17 protein-coding genes and 2 pseudogenes are annotated in these 22,152 nt (G+C 73.2%); 10 read left to right on the top strand and 9 right to left on the bottom strand.

All coding sequences use genetic code 11. The annotated features are described in order from the left end of the window. Nucleotides 1-21 precede the first annotated feature (21 nt). The 10 genes and pseudogenes from ACQEVC_RS44440 to pspM all read left to right on the top strand — a co-directional run bounded on the left by ACQEVC_RS44440 (nt 22) and on the right by pspM (nt 8,576). Nucleotides 22-813: a helix-turn-helix transcriptional regulator gene (locus ACQEVC_RS44440; RefSeq protein WP_432890539.1), complete on the top strand. Its 792-nt coding sequence runs from the start codon at nt 22-24 to the stop codon at nt 811-813. A 32-nt stretch (nt 814-845) separates the two neighbouring features. Then, a complete protein-coding gene (locus tag ACQEVC_RS44435; RefSeq protein ID WP_432890537.1) occupies nt 846-1,391 on the top strand; it encodes a DUF3291 domain-containing protein in 546 nt (181 codons plus the stop codon). A 33-nt stretch (nt 1,392-1,424) separates the two neighbouring features. Continuing rightward, nucleotides 1,425-2,384, top strand: coding sequence for an ornithine cyclodeaminase family protein (locus tag ACQEVC_RS44430; protein ID WP_432890535.1), 960 nt, complete (start codon nt 1,425-1,427; stop codon nt 2,382-2,384). A gap of 59 nt (nt 2,385-2,443) precedes the next feature. Continuing rightward, nucleotides 2,444-3,955: a 30S ribosomal protein S12 methylthiotransferase RimO gene (gene rimO / locus ACQEVC_RS44425; protein ID WP_432890533.1), complete on the top strand. Its 1,512-nt coding sequence runs from the start codon at nt 2,444-2,446 to the stop codon at nt 3,953-3,955. A gap of 217 nt (nt 3,956-4,172) precedes the next feature. Next, nucleotides 4,173-4,715: a CDP-diacylglycerol--glycerol-3-phosphate 3-phosphatidyltransferase gene (gene pgsA / locus ACQEVC_RS44420; protein ID WP_432892064.1), complete on the top strand. Its 543-nt coding sequence runs from the start codon at nt 4,173-4,175 to the stop codon at nt 4,713-4,715. A gap of 97 nt (nt 4,716-4,812) precedes the next feature. Then, nucleotides 4,813-5,337 carry a CinA family protein gene (locus ACQEVC_RS44415; RefSeq protein WP_432890530.1) on the top strand — a complete coding sequence of 175 codons (525 nt, stop codon included), beginning with the start codon at nt 4,813-4,815 and terminating at the stop codon, nt 5,335-5,337. A gap of 463 nt (nt 5,338-5,800) precedes the next feature. After that, nucleotides 5,801-6,130 (top strand): annotated as a pseudogene (locus ACQEVC_RS44410) (helix-turn-helix domain-containing protein); the annotation flags it as partial. Nucleotides 6,131-6,253: 123 nt separating this feature from the next. Continuing rightward, nucleotides 6,254-6,517, top strand: a pseudogene (locus ACQEVC_RS44405) (hypothetical protein); the annotation flags it as partial. Between the two features lie 310 nt (nt 6,518-6,827). Next, nucleotides 6,828-7,691, top strand: a complete 864-nt coding sequence (locus ACQEVC_RS44400; protein ID WP_432890527.1) for a PspA/IM30 family protein — start codon at nt 6,828-6,830, stop codon at nt 7,689-7,691. Between the two features lie 105 nt (nt 7,692-7,796). Beyond that, a complete protein-coding gene (pspM, locus tag ACQEVC_RS44395) occupies nt 7,797-8,576 on the top strand; it encodes a phage shock envelope stress response protein PspM (RefSeq protein ID WP_432890524.1) in 780 nt (259 codons plus the stop codon). A 39-nt stretch (nt 8,577-8,615) separates the two neighbouring features. Here the strand turns inward: pspM and ACQEVC_RS44390 are convergent, their stop codons facing one another. The 9 genes from ACQEVC_RS44390 to ACQEVC_RS44350 form a co-directional block, all read right to left on the bottom strand. Then, nucleotides 8,616-12,275: a multicopper oxidase domain-containing protein gene (locus tag ACQEVC_RS44390; RefSeq protein ID WP_432890522.1), complete on the bottom strand. Its 3,660-nt coding sequence runs from the start codon at nt 12,273-12,275 to the stop codon at nt 8,616-8,618. A 426-nt stretch (nt 12,276-12,701) separates the two neighbouring features. Then, complete coding sequence (locus ACQEVC_RS44385; RefSeq protein WP_432890521.1) at nt 12,702-13,592, bottom strand: DNA-formamidopyrimidine glycosylase family protein; 891 nt, start codon at nt 13,590-13,592, stop codon at nt 12,702-12,704. A gap of 292 nt (nt 13,593-13,884) precedes the next feature. Continuing rightward, entirely contained in the window at nt 13,885-14,130 is a 246-nt protein-coding gene (locus tag ACQEVC_RS44380) for a CPCC family cysteine-rich protein (protein WP_432890518.1), read from the bottom strand. A gap of 144 nt (nt 14,131-14,274) precedes the next feature. Next, on the bottom strand, nt 14,275-15,051 hold the full coding sequence (locus tag ACQEVC_RS44375; protein WP_432890516.1) for an SAM hydrolase/SAM-dependent halogenase family protein: 777 nt from the start codon (nt 15,049-15,051) through the stop codon (nt 14,275-14,277). A 133-nt stretch (nt 15,052-15,184) separates the two neighbouring features. Next, the gene (locus ACQEVC_RS44370) at nt 15,185-17,434 is read right to left on the bottom strand and encodes an alpha-N-acetylglucosaminidase TIM-barrel domain-containing protein (RefSeq protein ID WP_432890513.1); all 2,250 of its coding nucleotides are present in this window, start codon (nt 17,432-17,434) and stop codon (nt 15,185-15,187) included. 3 nt (nt 17,435-17,437) lie between these two features. Beyond that, nucleotides 17,438-18,781, bottom strand: a complete 1,344-nt coding sequence (locus ACQEVC_RS44365) for a Gfo/Idh/MocA family protein (protein ID WP_432890511.1) — start codon at nt 18,779-18,781, stop codon at nt 17,438-17,440. A gap of 74 nt (nt 18,782-18,855) precedes the next feature. Beyond that, a complete protein-coding gene (locus tag ACQEVC_RS44360; protein WP_432890508.1) occupies nt 18,856-19,716 on the bottom strand; it encodes a carbohydrate ABC transporter permease in 861 nt (286 codons plus the stop codon). 55 nt (nt 19,717-19,771) lie between these two features. Beyond that, on the bottom strand, nt 19,772-20,728 hold the full coding sequence (locus ACQEVC_RS44355) for a carbohydrate ABC transporter permease (RefSeq protein ID WP_432890505.1): 957 nt from the start codon (nt 20,726-20,728) through the stop codon (nt 19,772-19,774). Continuing rightward, nucleotides 20,725-22,101 (bottom strand): ABC transporter substrate-binding protein, encoded by a 1,377-nt coding sequence (locus ACQEVC_RS44350; protein ID WP_432890502.1) that lies wholly within the window; start codon nt 22,099-22,101, stop codon nt 20,725-20,727. Before ACQEVC_RS44350 ends, ACQEVC_RS44355 begins: the two co-directional genes overlap by 4 nt. Between the last annotated feature and the right edge of the window lie 51 nt (nt 22,102-22,152).

The following is a 22,152-nucleotide window of genomic DNA, read 5'->3' as shown; positions in this document are numbered from 1 at the left end:
GCTCGCCCTACCCTGGGAAGGGTGGCGAGTCTGGACGATCTGGAACCGGGCCTCGACGCCGTCTCCGTACTGGTCGATCCGGTGCGGCGGGCGGCGTACCGGGTGGTGGCCGCCGGGGCGGGGCCGGTCGGCCGGGACGAGGTGGCGGCCGAGGTCGGCATCGGGCGTACCCTCGCCGCCTTCCACCTCGACAAGTTGGTCGACGCCGGGCTGCTGACCGTGTCCCTGGCGCGCCGGTCCGGCCGTTCGGGTCCGGGTGCCGGCCGCCCGGCAAAGCTGTACCGGCGGGCGGCGGGGGAGCACGTGGTCAGCGTGCCGCCCCGGGCCTACCGGTTGGGTGCGGAGCTGCTCGCCGAGACCGTGGTGCGGCTCGGCGGGGAGCAGGCCCTCTTCGAGGTGGCCGCCGAACGGGGCCGGCAGACCGGCCGGGCGGTCGGGCCGGGCGCGGAGTTGCTCGACGTGCTGCACGCCCAGGGGTACGAGCCGGTGCCGGACGGCGCCGACATCCGGCTGCGCAACTGCCCGTTCCACCAGCTCGCCGGGGACTATCCGCCGGCCGTCTGCGGGATGAACCTGGCCCTGCTGACCGGGCTGTTGACCGGGGCGGACCGGCCGGGTTGGCGGGCCCGGCTCGACCCTCGGCCCGGGCTCTGCTGCGTGCTGCTGGAGCGCACCGAGGACACCCGGCAGCCGTCCGGGGACGACCCGGTGCGGTCCGGAGACGGGTCGCCCGGGGACAACCGTCCGCTGTCCGGAGCCGCGCCGGAGCTGGTCGGCGACGCTCCGCCGCCTTCTAAAGACAATAAGGATTGACAAAGAGATTCGCCGGCTGGTTCGCTGCGGACATGGCCTTTCACCTTGCCCAACTCAACATCGCCCGGCTGCGGGCGCCGCTGGACGACCCGCTGATGGCCGACTTCGTCGCCGACCTGCCGACGCTGAACGGGCTCGCCGACACCTCCCCGGGATTCGTCTGGCGGCTGCGCGACGAGGAGGGTGGCGGCGACGACGCCACCGCACTGCGCCCGTTCGGGCCGGACGTGCTGGTCAACCTCACGGTCTGGGAGTCCGTGCCGGCGCTGCGCGACTACGTCTACCGCAGCCCGCACCTGGAGTCGCTGCGCCGCCGCCGCGAGTGGTTCCATCCGTCCGGCGCCGATCCGCACCTGGTGCTCTGGTGGCTGCCGGCCGGCGAGCTGCCGACCCTGGCCGACGCCTGGGTCCGGCTGGACCGGCTCGCCCGGACCGGCCCGACCCCGGCGGCGTTCACCCTCCGGCACACCTTCCCGCCGCCGGAGCCGGGGTCACGTTCGGAGCCGGGGTCACGTCCGGAGCCGGTATTCCCCGAACCGGCGACGCCGCCGGGGCCGGCGCTGCGCACCGGCGGTTGACCTGAACCACGGTTGAAGTATCAGAATCCGCTGATGACCCAGTTCATCACCGACGCCGAGGTGGCGGCCCGGCTGGACCCGGCAACGGCGGTACGGGCGATCCGGGACGCGCTGCTGGCGGCGCACCGGGGCCGGCTCGTCGCCCCGCCCCGGGTGGCCGCGCCGCTGGCCGCCGGCCGGCTGGTCTTCACCGCCGGGCAGCTCACCGGCGAGTGGTACGGCTTCCGCTCGTACGACACCTTCGGGCATGCCGAGGGCGAACAGGTGGTGGCGCTGCACGATGCCGGTACCGGGCGGGTCCGGGCGATCGCGGTCGGCGAGGAGATCGGGTCCCGGCGTACCGGGGCGCTCGGCGGGGTGGCGGTGGACGCGCTCGCCCGGTCGGACGCGGCCACGCTCGGAGTGGTCGGTGCCGGTGGCCAGGCGTGGGCGCAGGTCTGGGCGATCGCGGCGGTACGCCGGCTGCGCGAGGTCACCGTCTTTTGCCGTACCCCGGCCGGGCGGGAGAAGTTCGCCGCCCGGGTCCGGGCCGAACTGGGTATCCCGGCCCGGGCGGTCCGCACCGCCCCGGAGGCGGTACGCGACCGCGACGTGGTGGTGCTCGCCACCACCAGCCCCACACCGGTGATCTCGGCCGCCGACCTGAGCCCCGGCAGTCACCTGACCACCATCGGCCACAAGCAGGTGGGCCGGGCGGAGTTTGGCCCCGACCTGCTGGACCGGGCGGATCTGCTGGTCACCGACTCGCTGGCCCAGGCCGGCGCGTACGACCCGCCGATGCTCGGCACCGTCGGGGCGTACGCCGGGCGGTTGCGGGCGCTGGGTGCGGTGCTGGCCGGCGCGGTCCCCGGCCGGACCACGGCGGACCAGGTGACCGTCTTCTGCTCGGTCGGCCTGGCCGGCAGTGAGGCGTTCCTGCTCGACCGGCTGGCCCGGCCGGAGGCCGCGCCGGCCGGCGCGGCGCCGCCGGCTCGGGGTGCCGGGCCGGGGTGACGCGCCCGGCGCGGGGCAGCCGCCGTGGCCGGGCCGTCCAGCCGTCCCGGTAGGCTCGGATGGTGTCTGCCACTTCCCCCTCCTCGACCGCCGGCCGCCGGGTCGCGCTGCTCACCCTCGGCTGTGCCCGTAACGAGGTCGACTCGGAGGAGTTGGCCGCCCGGCTGCACGCCGACGGCTGGCAGGTGACCACCGACGGCGAGGGCGCCGACGTGGTGCTCGTCAACACCTGCGGCTTCGTGGAGAAGGCCAAGCAGGACTCGATCCAGACGCTGCTCGCCGCCGCCGACACCGGGGCCAAGGTCGTGGCGGCGGGCTGCATGGCCGAGCGGTACGGCCGGGAGCTCGCCGACGGCATGCCCGAGGCCGGCGCGGTGCTCAGCTTCGACGACTATCCCGACATCTCGGCCCGGCTCGACGACGTGCTGGCCGGCAAGCAGCTCCCCGCGCACACCCCCCGGGACCGGCGCGAGCTGCTGCCGCTGACCCCGGTGGCCCGGCACGGCGGCGCGGTCGTGGTGCCGGGGCACGGCGGGACGGCCACCCGGCCGGCCGGCGGCACGCTGGTGGCCGACGAGCACACCCCGGCGCACCTGCGCCCGGTGCTGCGGCACCGGCTCGACTCCGGCCCGGTCGCCTCGCTGAAGCTGGCCAGTGGCTGCGACCGGCGTTGTGCGTTCTGCGCCATCCCGACGTTCCGCGGCGCCTTCGTCTCGCGTACCCCGGACGAGCTGCTCGCCGAGGCGGAGTGGCTGGCCCGCTCGGGCGTCCGGGAGCTGGTGCTGGTCAGCGAGAACTCCACCTCGTACGGCAAGGACCTCGGCGACCCCCGGCTGCTGGAGAAGCTGCTGCCGCAGCTCGCCGCGGTCGACGGCATCGTCCGGGTCCGGGCCAGTTACCTGCAACCGGCGGAGACCCGACCGGGACTGGTCGAGGTGATCGCCACCACACCGGGCGTCGCGCCCTACTTCGACCTCTCGTTCCAGCACTCCAGCGAGGCGGTGTTGCGCCGGATGCGCCGGTTCGGCTCGACCGACCGGTTCCTCGAACTGCTCGGGTCGGTGCGGGAGTTCGCCCCCGACGCCGGGGCCCGGAGCAACGTGATCGTCGGCTTCCCCGGCGAGACCCGGGCGGACGTGAAGGAGCTGGAGCGCTTCCTCACCGCCGCCCGGCTGGACGCGATCGGCGTCTTCGACTACAGCGACGAGGACGGCACCGAGGCCGCCGGCCTGCCCGGGAAGGTGTCGCCGGCCACGGTCAAGCGCCGCTACGACCGGCTCTCCGCGCTCGCCGACGAGCTCTGCTCGCAGCGCGCCGAGGAGCGGCTCGGCGCGGCCGTCGAGGTGCTGGTCGACTCGGTGGACGGCGGTGTGGTGGAGGGCCGGGCGGCCCACCAGGCGCCGGAGGTGGACGGCTCGACCACCCTGGTCGCCCCGGTCGGCGGCGGGGTCGACCTGGCCGCGTTACGCCCGGGCGACCTGGTCCGGGCCAGGGTCACCGGCACCGAGGGCGTGGACCTGGTGGCCGTACCGGAGGAGATGGTGTCGGCGGCGTCGCGTGGGGCGGGGTGACCGGGGTGGCAGCGACGGACCCGTGGGCGTACCGCCCGTGCACCGGCGTCGGCGGCGGGACGCCGTCGTGACCGAGGCGGCGGATCCGGTACCGGGCCCGCCGGTGCCGGCCGGCACGGTCGGATCCGGGGCGGGCCGGGGTGGCGGGGGTGCCGAGCCGGGCCGGGCGGCGGCGGCCGTCGATCCGGCACCCTCCGGTCGGGTCGGTCCGGTCCCGGTGGTCAACGCCGCCAATGGGCTCACCGCGCTCCGGCTGGCGCTGGTACCGGTCTTCGTCGGGCTGGTGATCAGTTCCGGGATGGTGCACGCCGGCTGGCGGGTGGCCGCCTGCCTGACCTTCGTCGTCGCCTCGGCGACGGATCTGGTCGACGGCTGGATCGCCCGGCGCTGGGCGCTGGTCACCTCGTTCGGCAAGGTGGCCGACCCGATCGCCGACAAGGCGCTGACCGGCACCGCTCTGGTCTTATTGTCCTGGTATGACCGTATCCCCTGGTGGATCACCGTACTCATCCTGGTCCGCGAGTTCGGCATCACGCTGATGCGGTTCTGGGTGATCAGGTACGGCGTGATCGCGGCCAGCCGGGGCGGCAAGGCGAAGACCGCCGTCCAGATCCTGGCCATCGTCTGGTATCTCTGGCCGGTGCCGGAGAGCGTGACCTGGGTCGGGCCCTGGATCCTCGGCGTCGCCGTGGTGGTGACCGTGGTGACCGGGCTCGACTACGTGGTCCGGGCGCTGCGGCTGCGCCGCGCCGCGCCCTGACGGCGTGCCGGACACCCGTCCGCTCGACCGGCCACGAACAGATCGACGGACCGCAGATCGACCCGCAACAGACAGCGCCTGACCGGAGGAGGATCGGATGGACGACCCGGCACGGGCGGCCGACAACGGAGCCGCGGCGGTCGTACACGCGCTCGTCGACCGGGGCGCCACCCTGGCGGTGGTGGAGTCGCTCACCGGTGGCCTGCTGGCCGCCACGATCGTCGACATCGCCGGGGTCAGCAGCGTGTTCCGAGGCGGCCTGGTGGCGTACGCGACCGAGTTGAAGTCGTCGCTGGCGGGCGTACCGGCCGAGCTGCTTGCCGAGCGGGGCGCGGTCGACCCGGACGTGGCGGTGGCGCTGGCCGAGGGGGGCCGGGCGCGCTGCGGCGCTGACTGGTGCCTCGCCACCACCGGGGTTGCCGGCCCGGAGCCGCAGGACGGCAAGCCGGTCGGGCTCGTCTTCGTGGCGGCGGCCGGGCCCTCCGGCACCGTGGTACGCCGACTCGACCTCGACGGCAACCGGCTGCGGATCCGGATCGGCGCGGTGAGCGGTGCCCTGCACCTGCTCGCCGAGCGGCTGCACGCCGAGGCCGAGGAGAGCCCGGTCGACGGCGGGCGCTGATTTCCACTCGTCCGCTGGCGGGGTGGCCCGGGCGGATGGCCCGGGTCGGCACCCGACCGGTACGGGCGCCGACCCGTCGCCACCAGCACCGATCCCTCTTACCGGGCCGGCCGGCGCCGGTGCGGGCGTGCCGGCGGGTGGGCGGCCGGGCGGAGCGGACTGGCGGGGCGGGATGTCGTCGGCGGCCGCACCGGGTACGGTTGCGGGAAGGCTCGGGCAGTCGACGTCGCGGTCACCGCCGCAACGCGGTCGGATTGAACCTGCCGTAACGCGGCCAGATCAAGCCGCCGCAACGCGGCCAGATCAATCGGCCGCAGTGTGGCCGGATCGAAGGTGCCGCAGCGCGGTCGGATCGACGCCGCCATGTTGCGGCGAGGTCGATTCCGCCGCATCGCGGTGGGGTCGAGGTGACGGCGCCGGTCCGACGTCCGGGAGGGTCTGAGCCCGCGACACGGGAGGTGCGATGGTCCTGCTACGCCGGGTGATCGGTGACGCGCTACGGGCGCGTCGGCAGGGGCAGCACCGGACCCTGCGCGAGGTCTCCTCCGCCGCCAACGTCAGCCTGGGCTACCTCTCCGAGATCGAGCGGGGCCAGAAGGAAGCGTCGAGCGAACTGCTGGCCGCCATCTGCGACGCGCTGGGTGCCCGGCTCTCCGAACTGCTCCGCGACGTCAGTGACACCGTCGAGGTGGCCGAGGGGCTGCCGGGGGTGCTGGTGCCGGTCCAGGAGAGCCCGGTCTCCGGCCGGGACGGGGCGAGGCGCCCGGAGTCCGGCGGACCGGCCGGGCGGGCCGCGTCGACCTACCCGGAGCCGGTCCGGCAGTCCGGCACGGCCGAGCCGGCCCGCCAGCCGGCCGCCGCCGAGTCCGTACACCAGCCCGGCGCCGCCGAGCCGGCCCGGCAGGTCGCGGCGGCCGAGCCGGCCCGCACCGAGCCCGCCGCACAGTCGGCGCGGGTCGACGCGTCCCTGGGCGGGCCGGCGCTGGCCGACCGGGCACTGCGTACCCTCGCCGAGGGCGGCGTGCACCAGCTCGGCGCCGAGCCGGTACGGCAGATCGCGTCCGATGGCACCGTTTCGGTGACGGTACGGCAGGAATCGCCCCTCAAGGCGACGCTGCGGACCACCCGCCGGATCCGCCCGACCACCAGCACCGAGCGGGACGTCGTGTGCGTCGGCTGATTCCACCCGACCGAGCGCCCGGCCCCGCCCGGGCCTTCTGCCGCGTCGGCTGACCGGCCGGGGCGTCGGCTGACCGGCCGGGGCATCGACTGACCGGCGCGTCAGGGCGTACGGCGCCGTCGAAGGTGTGGCTCGCCGGGGGCCTACCGCGTTACGGTGGGCCCCTAGCGGCATATCCGGTGGATATCCCCCTGAGGTCGTATGCCGGGGTGGCGCGATCCTGGGACGATGGAGATCCTGTCGCGCGGGCGCCTTTCCTGGGCCGGCAGACACGGCCACCGGACTGATGACACTGAGGGGATACCGGGAGATGGCGAACCCGTTCGTCAAGGGCTGGCGCTACATGATGGCGCTGTTCGGCACCAAGATCGATGAGTACGCCGATCCCAAGGTGCAGATCCAGCAGGCCATCGAGGAGGCGCAGCGCCAGCACCAGGCGCTGGTCCAGCAGGCCGCGGCGGTGATCGGCAACCAGCGCCAGTTGGAGATGCGGCTGTCCCGGCAGATGTCCGAGGTCGAGCGGTTGCAGGGGATGGCCCGCCAGGCGCTGGTGCTCGCCGACCGGGCCCGGGCCGCCGGTGACGAGACCGAGGCGACGAAGTACGAGCAGAGTGCGCAGACCGTCGCCACCCAGCTCGTCGCCGCCGAGCAGTCGACCGAGGATCTCAAGAGCCTGCACGACCAGGCGATCGGTGCCGCCGCCCAGGCGCGCCGGGCGGTCGAGAACAACTCGATGATCCTCCAGCAGAAGCTGGCCGAGCGGGCCAAGCTGCTCAGCCAGCTTGAGCAGGCCAAGATGCAGGAGAGCGTGGCCAAGTCGCTGGAGTCGATGTCGGCGCTCGCCGCGCCGGGCAACACCCCCTCGCTCGACGAGGTGCGGGACCGGATCGAACGGCGCTATGCCAACGCGATGGGCCGGGCCGAGCTGGCCGGCAACTCCGTCGAGGGCCGGATGCTGGAGATCCAGAAGTCCACCCTCGACCTGGCCGGCGCGTCTCGGCTGGAGCAGATCCGGTCGAGCATGGCCGGCGAGAAGCTGGCCGGCGGGACCACCACCCCGGCGGTCGAGCCGGCGGCTCCGGCAGCCGACCCGGCCGGGGTGGCCCGGCTGGACGAGATCCGGGCCAGCATGGGCCGGGACAAGCAGGCCGGCGGCGGCAGCGCCGCCGGCTGAGCCGGCGCGATCCGGCGAACGCGGGATGCCGTCGGCTCCGGCCGGCGACCATAGGGGGAGCGGAGCCGCCGGCCGGACCGGCGGCCGTCGGGGAGTGAGGTCGAGATGGCGGATCTGCGAACCCGCCACCTGCGCCGGCTGCGGAGCCTGCGCCGGTCGGTGCGGCGGTGGAGCGTGCTCGCGGGCGGCCTCGGTGGGGCGGCGGCGATCCTCACCCCCTACCAGGGGCTGGGACTGCCGGACGCGGCCTGGGCGGCGGCGGCCGGTGGTTCGGTGATGCTGGCCGTCTGGCGCTGGGCGGACCTCCGCGCGCTGGCCGCGCAGCCGGTGCCCCCGGCACCCGAGCCGGTGAGCCCGGAACAGGTCCGCGCCCGGCTGGTTGCCGCGGTCGAGCGGCTGCCCGCCGGGCGTCAGGCCCTCGCCGAGGTACGCCGGCAGCGCGCCCGGGTCGCCCTGCGCGGCTCGTCCGCGGCCGAGCCATGGACCCGGCTGGATCGGTCCGCCACGACGATGGCCGGTCTCGCCGGCCGGCTGACCGGTCCCGCCGGCCCGGCCGTGCTGGAGGCGACCGTGGCGGAGCAGTCGCTTCGGGACCTCGCCGAACGGGTGGCCAGTGTGGACCGGGCGGTACGGGTGGCTCCGGCCGAGACCCGGGCCGAGCTGGATGCCGCGCACCGGCACCTGACCGCACAGCTCGACAGCGGTGTGTCGGCGTACGAGCGGCTGGTGGCGGCGGCGGCGCGTTTCGTGGCCGAGGACGGTCGCGAGTACGACGACAACTCCTCGGTGACCCGGCTCACCGAGGCGACCGACCTGCTCCGGGGCGTGGCCGGTGGCCTGGCGGAGCTGCGCTCCCGTACCGGCCCGACCCAGGCGATGTCCTGAAGGTGCCGGGTCCTGCCACCGGGCCGGGCCGGTGAGGCGTCAGGCCGGCGTACGGATCGAGACCGAGCGGCTGACCACGGAGGTGCCGGCGGCGTTGCCGGCCTGGATGCGGTAGTGGTAGACGGTGTCGCGGGCCAGCCCGGTGTCGGTGAACGAGCGGGCCGCGCCCGGCACCGGCAACGTCGCCACCCCGGTGGTGAAGCCGGAGTCGGTGGCCCGGTGCAGTCTGAATCCGCCGACCACGCAGGTCAGCGGTACGGCCCAGCTCAGCACCACGCTGACCCCGTGCTGACCGCCGGCCACACCGTCGAGCGTCACCGCGAGGTCGGTCGGGACCGCCGGCACCGGCGGGGTGACCACGGTGGAGACGTTCGACCACGGTGACGTGGCGCCGAGATAGCAGGTGCGGACCCGGTAGTAGTAGGTGGTGTCCGGGGCGACCCGTGGGTCCGGGCAGCTTCCGGTGACCGGGACGGTGCTGGTGACCAGCCCGCTGCTGAAGGTCGGGTTGGTGGCCCGTTGCAGGTCCACCGTGGTGGCGAAGGACCGGTTCACCCAGCCCCGGTTGACCCGCAGCGGCGGCCCGCTCGCCACCGTGGCGACCAGCCCGGTCGGCGGCCGTAGCTGCACCATCGTGCTGGCCGGGTTCGAGTACGCCGAGTGGGCGACGCTGTTCTCCGCCCGGACCCGGTAGTAGTAGGTGCGCCCGGGGACGACGGTCGAGTCGACGTACCGGTTGTCGCCGGCCGGGACGGCGAAGGTGCGCGAGTCCCGGGTGAAATCGGCGTCGGTGGCCCGCTGCACCAGGCTGCCGGTGGCCGGCGGCGCTGCCGTACCGGTGCCGGCCGGCGGCCGGGAGTTGTCCGTCCAGGCCAGCACGATCGCCGGGAGCACGGTCGCGGAGCCGGGTTCCGGCCTGGCGGCGAGCCCGGTCGGCGCGGCCGGCGAGAACCGCAGCACCATCGGCCGGGCCATCTGGGCATCGGCGTGGCCGAGTAGCTGGCAGTGCCAGACGTACTCCCAACCGAAGTTGTGCACCCGGTTGGTCACCGCGGCCGGCTCGCCGGTCTCCGGGTTGACCTGGGTGTACCCGTCCGACGTCCCGGCCGGTCGGGTGGGGTCGTGCAGCCGGGTGCTGTCCGGGACGGTGAACGGCAGCGGCTCGGGCAACGTCGGCCGGATCGCCACCACCGTCGCCTCGAACGGGTTCATCCGGACGGTGTCCTTCCAGCCGACCTCGTTCGGCTCCGGTGGCTTGATCGCCCCGTCCCGGCCGACCCGGTTGACGAGCTGGACGTTGACGTGGTGGAAGTGGATGGACTGGGTGTCCATCCCGTTGTGGGTGATCTTCCAGAGCTGGGTGTTGTCGCCGGGGGAGCCGACCGGGGCGGCCGGGTCGGAGGGGAGCAGCACCTCGGTCGGCGGGTCGATCCGGGTCAGCGGGATGGTGGTCTGGATCAGCGAGCTGGTCTTCGGCAGCTCGGTGCCGAGCAGGAAGTTCATCCGGCCGTACTCGGGGTCGAAGTCGGCCACGATCGCCTTGGGCCGCAGCGGCAGGGTCACCGGCGTCCCCCCGCCGTACGGGGTGAAGGTGATCGAGGTGTCGTCGATCGGGACGTACGTGTTCCGGGGCGTGGCGGTGCCGAACGCCTCGTCGTACGCCTTCTGCGGCACGATCGGCGGGGGCTGGCTCTGCCCGTACGCCCGGGGAAGCGCGTCCCGGAGCCGGTCGGTGTCGAACGGCGGGGCCGGCGTGCCGACCACCTGGATCTGCATCAGGGTTCGGGTGTTCGGGCCGTAACCGGGGCGGGTGGTCGGCGGCCCGCCCGACGAGGTCCGGTCCGGGGCGCCGGTGTAGTGGTCGTTGCGCGGGTCGAAGCCCGGCATCGGGGCCGGACAGTCGTTGTAGAGGATCAGGTTCGACCCCGGTGGCACGGACGAGAAGTCGACGACCACGTCGGCGCGTTCGCCGGGGGCGAGCAGCAGGGCGTGCTCGGTCACGTTGAGCACCGTCACGTCGCGCCGGTTGTACTGGTAGTTGATCGGCTGGCTGGGCAGCACCGCCACCGCAGGCAGCAGTCCGCCCTCGGAGCCGATCTGGATCCAGTCCGGTCCGGCCGCGTTCGGGTCGGGGACCCCGCCGCACCGGCCGTCGGTCGGCCAGGCCGGCGGGAAGTCCGGGTTCGGCCGGGCCGCGACCATCGGCACCTCGCCGGCGCCGCCGTCGCGCAGGGTACCGTCCGGATGCCACATCGGCGCGTTCGAGGCCGCGTAGTAGAGCTGGAGGTTCAGGCTGCGGTCGTTGCAGGCGTTGAGGATTCGGAACCGGTACGCCGCCGGCCGCAACCGCAGGTAGGGATAGGCGGCACCGTTGACCAGCGGGGTGTCCAGGAACGCGTCCGGCACCGCCGACGGGGCGGGGGTGCCGGGCTGGACCGGCGGCTCCCACGGCCGGTTGGCCGGGTCGTAGTACGGGTTCGGCGCCGCCCCGTGGGTGATCCCGGTGAACGGCGGCCAGAACCAGGGCCCGTAGTCCCACCGGCCCATCGGGTTCGTCCCCGACTCGTTGTAGGGATTCTGGCTCGGCATGTAGACGTGCGGGAACCAGAGGCTGCCCGGGCCGCCCCAGCGGGCCACGTCCCAGGTCGGGTCCTCGGCGGCGAGCTGGGTCCCGTCCGGTACGAAGGTCTTGTCCTGGAGCACCAGCACGATCTCCTCGGCCGGCAGCACGCCGTCGTCGACGAGTTGCCGCTGCACCGGATCGTCCAGCCGGTAGAGGCCGACCTGTCCGGAATAGACGGTGAGTCGGGCGATCCCCTCCGCCTGGTCGTGGAACCAGAGCAGCCGACCGCTCTGCTGGTTGGGGTAGTAGGCGGTGGTGGCCCCGGCGCCGGGGTCGGGCATGTCCGGCACGCTGGCGTAGCCGGCGCCGCGCGGGTACGAGGTCGACTCGCCGGCCGGGGTCGTCCACTGCGCCGGGCCGCCGTTGCTGATCCACGGGGTACGCCCGCCGTGCAGGTGCACCGCGGACCGGTTCTGCGGATAGCGCTCGGTGTCGCCGAGCGGACCCGTACCGGCGCCCGGCAGGGTCGGATCCACCGGCAGGAAGAGTGCGCCGGCCTCGCCGACCGGCAGCCGGTTGACGTACTTGACCCGGACCGGACGGTCCCGCTGCGCCAGGATCAGCGGCCCGAGATGGTACGGCCGGGCCGGCGGGGCCACGGTGTTGTGCCCGGTGTCGTCGGTCCCGTTGTTGAGCTGCCGGTAACCGCGCAGCCGGGTCGGCGGCAGGTCGGGGTGCAGTCGCTGGTGGTACTCCTGCACGCCGATCTCGTAGTAGTCGCAGCCCGGATAGGTAATGGTGTCCGGCACCGCGACCGGGATCCGGTTGCCCGACTCGTTGGGGGTGTCGCCGGGCCGGGGCAGCGAGGTGACGAACTTCCGGATCCCGGTGCCCGGCGCCACCCGCCCGTCGGCGCCGCAGACCGGCAGCGGACTGTACGCGAAGTTCGGCACGAAGCCGAAGTAGTCCGGTGGGGCGGCCGGGTCGAGGGCGGCCGCCGGCAGCGGATCGGCGCTGGTCCGGGCGGCCGGCACCACCGTACCGGCCCGGCCGGTGCCGGTCTCCCCGCTGTTCCCGCCCTGCCGCCTGGCCTGCTCCGCCCGGGCCGCCCGGCTTGCCGCGAACCTCCTGAACATGACCGCACCCCTTCCCCGGGAAGATCAGCTCGACCGGATCGCTCCGTCCGCCAGCGCCGAGATCCGCGACCGGTCCGACCCGACCTGCCGAGAGAGCTGCTGACGATCCGTAAGCAGTCAACCGCTTACGGCCAGTGTTGGATACGGTCGCCAGCCTGGTGAGAGTGCCTCGACTTCGGATTGGCACACGACGGCGTCGTCCGGCCATCGCCGCGCACCGTCGATCGGGGGTTCACCGTCTGCCCGGGATGGTCGGGCCGGGCAGGCGCCGGTCGGCACACGGCGGCGGCGTCCGGGTCCGCACCGCCAACGGTCCTGGGGTGGGGTGCGGCTGATCGATGAACCTTTCCACCTCCCCTTGCGGTCCGGTGGACCGCGAGGTCGAACGCGCGGCGCGAGCGCCGCGCGGTTCAGGCCGAAAAGGGTTCAGTGCGTGGGGTGACCGGGGCCGGCGGGGAGGCGCCGGCCGGGCTCGGGCTGGCAGACCGGGCACCAGTAGGTGACCCGCTCGTCCTGCTCCCGCTTCCGGATCGTCGAGCCGCATCGGCGGCACGGCTCGGCCCGGCGGCCGTAGACGTAGCTGGTCCGGCCCCGGTGCAGCGACCCGGTGGTGCTCTGCGTCCACCGCCCCCGGTTCGCCATCAGCAGCCGGTGCGCCAGCGCCACCAGGCCCGGCAGGTCCGGCACCTCCCGGACCGGCGTCCACGGCGAAACACCGCGCAGGAACAGCAGCTCGGACTTGTAGAGGTTGCCGATCCCGGCGAGATTGGTCTGGTCGAGCAGTGCCTCGGCGATGCTCCGGGCCGGCTGGGCGGCGAGCCGGCGTACCGCCTCGGCCGGGTCCCAGTCCTCCCCGAGGAGGTCGGGCCCGAGGTGCCCGATCAGCGACGGTTCCTCGGCGGTCGGGACCAGGGCAAGATCGTGCAGGTGGTAGCCGACCGCCACCGCGTCGGCGGTACGCAGCACCACCCGGATGGTGTGCGCGGGGCGGGCCGCCCAGCGCTCCCCCGGGGCGTACGCCCGCCAGGCTCCGTCCATCCGCAGGTGGGAGTGCAGGGTGAGCTGCCGCTCGCCGTCCGGACCGCCGCTCGGTTGCGCTGCGCCGTCTGGGCTGCCGGTCGGCTGCCGTGCGCTGCCCGGGACACGTAGCCGGAGCAGCAGGTGCTTGCCCCGGGCGGCCGACTCCAGCACGGTCGCGCCGGTCAGGTCGACGGTGGCGAGTCGCGGTACCCGGAAGTCGGTGGCGGTCAGCCGGTCACCGGCCAGGGCACGGTGCAGTGCACGGGCGGTGTTCCACACGGTGTCGCCTTCGGGCACCCGTCCATCCTCCTCCCGCCGTACGCCCGCCGACGGCGCACGCGCCGATCCCCGCCCGCAGGTCGTGAGCTGGACGGTCGCGCTCACGCCGCCGCCGGACGTCCGGAGCGCCGCGCGGCATCCGGAGTGCGCTACGCGGCCGTTCGGAGTCGCCGCGCGGTCGTTCGGAGCCGTGAGGGGAGACGAAGGTGTTCCCGAAGGGGTGGGCTGTGGGTGGCCGGTCGCCGAGGCGTGCCCCTCGGGGGACGGCGGCGTGGAGGCGGAGCCGCGTCCTACCGCCGCCCACCCAGGGTCAGGGCAACTCCTCGGGACGGGGCTGGCGGACCGCGTCCTGGTAACGCGGGTGGCTCGCGCCGTAGATGGCGTAGTTGAGCCGGGCGTCTGACAGGCTCAGCTCACCGTTGGGGCCGCCCCGGGCGGTGCCGGCATTCTGGTCGGTGGAACCGTCGTCGGTCCAGAAGCAGACCGGACAGGTGCCGCCGCCGGTCCGGTGCGCGCAGCATGGGCAGGCGGCGACATCGATCGTTTGTTTCCCCACGCGGTAAGCATTTCACAGCAGCCCGGCGCGGGCACAGTAGACAGTTTTGTCATCCTTTTCGGCTCCACCGGCCGATTCCCGGTGCTGTCCGGGGGCTCGACGCGGGCGATGCGTGGGCCGGGTCGGCGCCGGTCGGCGTGGCCCTCACTCCAGCCGCAGCACGTCGCCCGGGGTGACCCCGAGGAGTTCGTCGGCGCGGCCCCCGTTCACCGCCACCGCCAGGTGGTCGGCCGAGTCCGGATAGACGACGAGTCCACCGGTCGGGGCATCCCCGAAGGTGCCGCCCCGGACCGCGCGGCGCGCACCGATCCGGACCACCGGACCGAGGTGCCGCAGTGCCGAGCCGGGGGCGGAGAGCTGGACGTTGCCGAAATGGTCGACGGTCAGCACCTCGGCCTCCAGCCAGCCGTCGCCCTCCACCAGCACCGGCTCGGGGAGCCGTACCAGGGTTGCGGGGTCGACGGCCGGGCCGGCGTCGGTCAGGGGTGCGCCGAGCGCGAACCGGGCGGCGGCCGGGGCGAAGACGTCCCGGCCGTGGAAGGTGCGGGACGGGTCGGGAAACCATTCCGCGCTGGTCAGCTCCACCGCCTCGACGATGCCGCCGAGTACGCCCCCGGCCCGGGGGAGCAGCCCGTTGTCCGGCCCGACCAGCAGGCCGCCGGGGGTACGCAACGCGACGCCGCGCCGCGCGGTCCCCACACCCGGATCGACCACCGCCACGTGTACCGCCGGCGGCAGGTGTCCCACGGTCTGGGCCAGTACGGTGGCGCCGCGGGCGACGTCCCCGGGCGGGACCAGATGGCTGACGTCGATCACCCGGACGGCCGGGGCGATCCGGCCGACCACCCCGTGACAGGCGGCCACGAACCCGTCGGAGAGGCCGTAGTCGGTGGTCAGGCTGAGCCATGCGTAACCGGGCACAGCCGGAAGGGTAGTCCGGGCCGGAGGCGCGCGCTCCCGTACCTCAGGACGGCGGGCCCGGCTCGGTCGGGGGGAGCCGGAGTTCCAGCCGCAGTTCGTCGTGACCCGTACGTCGGGTCCCCGGTCACGGAGGTCAGTGACCGAGCCGGTCGAGGATCCGTGCCGCGACGTCGCGGGTGTTTCCGGCAGGCTCGGCGGAGTAGCCGCCCAGGGAGTTCCGCCAGGATTCCTCGTGCGCGACGATGCGAGCCCGCAGGACGCCGACGTCCGGCTCCCGTCCGGTTCGTGCCGCCTCGGCCAGCCAGGTGCCCCACAACTCCCAGCGGGGCAGGTAGTAGTCCCGGACGAGGCCGGACCAGTGGCGTCCGGAGTAGTCGTGCAGCCCGCTCGACTGGTGTCCCCAGACCGAGACGAGGCTGCGGGCGTCCCGCTCCATCACGTCGGCCTCGGCCGGCGACCCGCCCCAGGCGCGGGCGGCGGCGATCCAGTGCCCGACCCGGGACTCCACCCGGGTACCGGCGAGTTCGTCGAGGTCGAGCAGATCGTTCCGGAACCGGGCGAGATGCGCCAGGACCGTCGCCGGATCCCGCTCGGCGAAGGCCGCCACGATGCCGCGGATGTGCACCCGGGCGCCCTGCGCCAGCACGTGGCCGACCAGCTCGGCGACGTCGCGTTCCAGCGGATCCCGGACGGTCACCTCGGTCGCCCGCCGCAGCAGCAGGCGCGCGGCACGGGCGATCCGTGGCAGGGCGCCGAGCACCATCGGGTCGTTCTCCGCGTCGATGTTCGCCGACGGCCGCAGCGCCTCCGCGTCGATGTTCGCCGGCCGCAGCGGCTCGGCGTCGATGTTCGCCGAATCCTGTCGTGGCTCGGTGTCGATGTTCGTCGACGGTTGTCGTGGCGCGGCGTCCTGCGGGACGAACTCGCCGGCGAGGCGCTGCGCCGCGAAAGGCGTGCCGGCCGACCAGGGGCGGGCGATCACCGGAGACGGGATGGAGCGGGTACGTCCCGGCCCGTACAGCGTGTCGGCCAGGATCCGCCACGCCCGTACGACGTCGTCGTCCGCGGTCGCGTACCGCTGCCGGGCGAACGAGTCGAGCCACCCGGAAACCGGTGGTACGCCCCAGACAAGGTCGGTGGCCAACTCGTAGAAGACGGTGTTGTTCTCGATCGCCTCCGGGGCCAGCCCGATGCCGACCAGCCCGGACGGCCGGAGTTGCCGCAGCTCGTCGACGTCCCGGGTCAGCCCGCGCAGGTCGCCGAAGAGCGCGAAACGGCCGCCGAAGTTGTGGATCGCGCACCAGACCCAGCGTCGCCCGAACATGCCGTCACGGCGCCACATCGGCGCGTACTCGCCCCAGAGGTCGAGCAGGAGCAGCCGCTCGGCCGGTACCTCGGAGAGGAACGCGCGTACCCGGTCCGGCGTCCAGAACTCGCGCTGGTAGTGGAACGGCCAGCCGGCCAGCACCCAGACCGCCTCGGGATCACGCTCCGCCATCGTCCGGTGGACCGCCCGACCCACCGACGCCAGATAGCCGAGCTCCCCGCTCGGCGGCACGGACTCGACGAACGGGTCGACGGCGTAGTGGTGGTCGGTGCCGAAGAGCTCGCGTTGGATGCCCAGGAACTCGGCGGCGAGCCGCTCGAACAGCGAGCTGTCCGGCCCGAGGATCGGGGTACGCCAGCCCTGCCATTCGAGTTCACCGGCCGAGGCGTCGGCGAGTTCCGGCGGCACGTGCCCGCCGAACATCGGCAGCACCGGCGTCATCCCCAGCGCCCGCTCCCGGTCGAGGATCCGGCGCGCCAGCTCGACGTGCCGGTCGATCCAGGTGGCCGGCAGCGGTCCGCCGAACGAGTTGGTGTTCCCCATCCAGGTCCACGGGAAGTGCGCCGCGCTACCGATCCACGCCTCGATCCGGGCCGGATCGAGTCCGGCCCGCCGGTACAACTCCGCCAGCACCGCCTCGTGCCCGACCTGCATGAGCGGGTGGGTGACGCCGTGCAGCGCCATCCAGTCGATCTCCCGCTCCCAGCGGTCCCAGTCCCAGAACGCCGTCGAATATCCGTAGGTCACGGCGTTGAGGTGGTAGCGGATCGGGAACGGGGTGCTCAGCCGGGTCGAGGGGGCCGCCGGCCAGGGGGTCGGCGGCGGGTCGAGGCGCGGGCTGTCCCAGGTCACCTGGCGGCCGGCGTACGCCTTCAGGTACTGCCCGAAGGCGGAGGCCGCGGCGACCGGGTCCGAACCGCGCAGGGTGAGTACGCCGTCCCGGCACTCGTACCCGGCGACCGTCGTGCCGTCGGCGGCGGCCGGTACCCGTTCCACCCGTACGCCGTCGGCGCTGCCGGCCACCCGTACCACCAGGTCGCGGAGAAGATCCTGCATCGCCTACAGCTCCTCCACCGTGCGGTTGCGCCGCGACCGTTCGGCGGCGAAGGCGACGAGGTGACTCTCCAGGCTCTCCGCCAGCGAGCTCGGGGCGTCCCCGACCTCGTCGCCGTGCAGCCGGCGCCGGACCCGCTGCACGAAGTCGCTCATCAGTCCGGAGTCTCCGCCACCATGCCCGGTGAAGGCTTCGGTGACCTCCTCGGTGACCCCTTGGGCGCCGACGCCGACCTCCAACGTCGGGTTGGCCCGTCGCCCGTCCACCTGGGGCGGCGTCTCCAGGAACGGAGCGACTTCGATCCGCCCGGAGCCCATGTCGGCGGTGATCTGCCCGTGGCTGCCCATCAGCACCAGGGTGCGGGTGTTCTGGGCGGTGAACGCGGAGACCACCAGCGAGACCGTGACGCCGTTGCCGAACAGCAGCGTCGACGTCTGGTGGTCGACGACGTCGTTGTCCATTCGGTAGACGCACCGCCCGTAGTCGGTCGTCCGCAGGGCGTGGCGTCGGCCGGCGACGCTGGTGTCGTTCGTGATGACCGTGACCGGTGGCCCGTTGACGGTGGCGAGCTGGTCGACGTAGAGCCGTTCCGCGTTGTACGGGCAGGTGTCGGCTGCGGCACAGCCGTCGGTGCAGCGTTCCGTCGATCCCTTCGGCGCGTGCTCGGCCCGGAAGTGGCGGCGTTCACCGAACGACGCGACCGCTACGCACGGCGCGCCGACCAGCCACCGGAGGATGTCGATGTCGTGGCACGCCTTCGCCAGCAGCATCGGGCTGGACCGGTCGGCGCGGTGCCAGTTGCCGCGTACGTAGCTGTGTGCGAAGTGCCAGTAGGCGACGTTCTCGATGTGGGAGATGCCCTGTAGCTGGCCGATGCGCCCCTCGTCGAGCAGGCGGCGAAGAGTACGGAAGAACGGGGTGTAGCGGAGCACGTGGGCGACGGTGACCGTGCCGCTGCTGCGCCGGGCCGCGGCCGTGATCCGCTGTACCTCCTCCGGCGTCGGTGCGATCGGCTTCTCCAGCAGGACGTGCCGTCCCAGCTCAAGGGCGCGGAGTGTGGGTTCCACGTGGTCGCGGTCCGGTGTCGCGACGATGACGCCGTCCCACGGTCCGGGCGCCGAGAGAGCCTGCCGCCAGCCGGTGAACCGTCGGGAGTGCGGCACGGCGTGCGTCTCGCCCAGCCGGTCGCGTCGCTCCAGGTCGGGGTCGGCGACCGCGACGACCTGGGCCTCGGTGGGGTGCTCCAGGCACCACCGGGCGTACGCGTGCGCGCCCCGCCCTCCCGCACCGAGTACGAGCAGTCGTAACGGACGCGTTCCCGACGGCACCCGGCCTGTCACGTCGATCATCCTTTCCGAGGTCACCGGTATCCTTTCCGGGCTCACCGGTGTTCTTTCCGGGCTCACCGGCATCCGTTCCGGGCTCACCGGTCCGCTCCCGAGGTGAGACCGGTGACGATGTAGCGCTGGGCGAGGAAGAAGATGGCGATCACCGGCACGGTCACCGCGATGGAGCCGGCCAGGAGCACGGTCACCGGCACCTGGAAGTCGGTGAGCTGGGAGAGGCCGAGGGGCGCGGTCCACAGCGAACGGTCCTGGACGAGGAAGAGCAGCGCGTAGAAGTACTCGTTCCACGCGATCATGAAGACGTAGATGGCCGTTGCCACGACGCCGGGCAGGGCGATCGGCAACACCACCTTCCGCAGCATCGTCGGCAGCGAGCACCCGTCGAGCAGGGCCGCCTCCTCGACGCTCTCCGGCAGGGCGAGGAAGTAGTTGCGCATCATGTACAGCGCGACCGGGACGGTGGCGGCGACGTAGACGACGAGCAGCCCGACCAGCGACCTGGTCAACCCCAGCCGGCTCAGGATCACGAACTTCGGGACCGCGAGCACGATGCCCGGGAAGAGGTAGACGCCGAGGATGATCGCGCTGGTGACGCGGCGGCCCCGGTAGCGGAGCCGGGCGACGGCGTACGCCCCGAAGACGCACGCGACGATCGACACCACGACGGTGCCGAGGGCGACCAGCAGGGAGTTGAGCACGAACCGGCCCAGCCCGAATCCTCCGGCGGACTCGTCCTTCATCGCCGTGACGTAACTGGACAGGTCGATCTCGCTCAGCCCGGGAACGATGTCGAGCGGATCCAGCAGGGCGGCGGAGTACGGGCGCAGCGACAGCAGTACCCCGTAGAGCACCGGTCCGACGCTGCAGGCGAGGGCGACCACGATGAAGGTCCAACGCAGGACGGTGGCCGGACGTGACGGCCGCATCGCTGAACTCACCGGGAACCTCCTCGGTTCGTGGCCGTGGTGCAGGCCCGCGTCGCGTCGCTGGCGTTCACACCGGCTCCCTGCGTCGGGACAGCAGCACGTAGCCGGCGAGCAGCACGCTCAGGATCAGCGACATCAGCAGCCCGTACGCCGCGGCGCTGCCGATGTCGGCCCTGGTGATCAGCTCCGTGTAGACCTTGATCGCCATGACCTGGGTGCCGCCGGCACCCTCGGTCAACAGGTAGACGTCGTTGAAGTTCTGGAACGACCAGATGAAGCGCAGCAGCAGCAGGAGCAGGATGACCCCGCGCAGTTGGGGAAGGACGAGGTGGCGCAGGCTCTGCCCGCCGGAGGCCCCGTCCAGCGCCCCGGCCTCCTCGATCTCGCCCGGCACGCTCTGCAACCGGGCGGTGATGAACAGGAAGGCGAGCGGGAAGGACTTCCAGATCTCGAAACAGATGACGACGAGCAGCGACACCGGTACCGGTACCCCGGCCAGCTCCGCCGACGTGGTGCTGAGGAAGCCGATCGGGCTCTGCCAGCCGAGGTACTCCTGGCCCACCGCGTTGACGATGCCGTACTGCGGGTTGAGCATGGTGCGCCAGATCATCGCCGCCGCGATGACCGGCAGCACGTACGGGATCAGCAGCAGCGCCCGGATCAGCCCGCGCCCCCGGAACGGGCGCCGCAGGGCCAGGGCGAGGGCCAGGCCGACCCCGATGGATCCGACAGTGGTCAGAGTGGCGTAGGCGATCGTGGTCCAGAGCGCGTCCCAGAATGCCTCCGACCGCGCCGCGTCCCTGAAGTTGTCGAGACTCCACTCGATGGTGGACGGCGACAACCTCGGGATGTCGACCAGCCGCGTGTCCGAGAGGGCGAAGACCACGACCAGGACGAACGGGAGCAGGACGACCAGGGTGACCAGCAGCAGCGACGGGGCGGTGAGGAACTGGCCGTTGAGGTTCTCCCGTTGGGAGCGGCTGAGCCGCTCCCAACGGGCGGTCCGAGCTGTCGTCGTCTTCACAGCTCGGCTTGAACCTTCTTGACCTCCTCGGCCATCGCCTTGGTCACCTCGGCCGGCGGCGTTCCGCCGTAGAGCCGCTCCAGGAACTGCGCGAGAGTGCCCTCCGCGGTGACCGCGCCGGCCAAGGGTGAGTCCTTGGTTCCCATGCCCCACAGCCGGATGGCGTTCACACCGTCCCGGATCGCGGTGACCATCTCCGGGCCGTACAGCTCGGCCACGGACTTCGTCCGCTGCGGGCCGATCCCGAGCTTGCCCCAGGCGTCGAGGTAGGCGTTCGGGTCGGCGGCGGTCCCGTTACGCAGCGGGATCCGCCCCTCGGTCGCCGAGCCGAGCGTGTCGGCGTACCCCTCCTCCAGCACGAACTTGACGTACTGCTGCGCCTCCGCCGTGTGGGCGCCCTCCGGGATGCCGTAGCCGAGGGTCGCACCGTACTGGGCCGGGTGGTTGCGGTCGAGCACCGTGATGAAGCCGGAGTTCTTCGCGAGGAACGCCGGGTCGTCCTTGCACTGCGGGCAGGTCGCCGGGTTCGCCGGGTCCAGGCCGGCCAGCTCGTCGAGGATGTGGGTCGAGAAGAGCAGCATCGAGGCGCGCCCGGCGAGGTACGCCGCCCGCGCGCTGGTCACGTCGAAGTCCCCCTGCACGCTGGAGTTCCGCAGCGTCTTGAAGAGTTCGGCCGCCCGGGTGCACTCGGCCGAGTCGATCGTGACCGTGCCGTCGCGGACGAGCTCGCAGCCGGCACTCTGGAACATCGAGTAGATCGCCTCGGTGCCCGAGGCGGTGCCGGTCTGGGTGCCGAGGGCGATGCCGGTCACCCCGGTCGCCTTCATCGTGGTGGCGGCCTGCGCCACCTCCGCCAGGTTGCTGGGCACCTGGACCCCGGCGGCCTGGAAGAGGTCCTTGCGGTAGACGAGCAGGTGCACCCAGCCGTCGCTCGGCACGGCACCGACCTCGCCGTCGAGACCGAAGGCGGTCAGGGCGTTCTGGTTGAAGGTGCCGGCACCGAGGTCGTCGACGACCTGCTGCGCCGCCTTCGTGTCCAGCAGCCCCTGGGAGCGCCAGGCGGACGTCGAGGCGGCGCTGTGCAGGATCACGTCGGGTACGTCGCCGGAGGCGGCGCCGGTCACCAGGGACTGCCGCTGGTCGGCTTCGGCCAGCGGTACGACCTGTACGGCGATGCCGGTCTTCTCGGTGAACCGGGCCGCCACCTTCTGCTGTGCCGCGACTCGTTCCGGGGTCGTCTGTGGCGTCCAGACGGTGATGTCGTTGCGGTCGCCCGCATCCGACTCGTCGGAGTCGCCGCAGCCGGCGAGTAACGTGAGCGCGGCCGCGGCGGCGACCGCCGCCGCGTACCCGCGCCTGATCCGCTGGGTCATATGTCATCTCCTCGATCTGCGTTGGGGGGGATCGGAGCCGGGTCGGCGGCA

Origin of the sequence: Plantactinospora sp. CA-294935 (assembly GCF_050936445.1) — a bacterium.
Lineage (GTDB): Bacteria > Actinomycetota > Actinomycetes > Mycobacteriales > Micromonosporaceae > Plantactinospora.
This window is presented reverse-complemented; position numbering and strand designations above follow the sequence as displayed.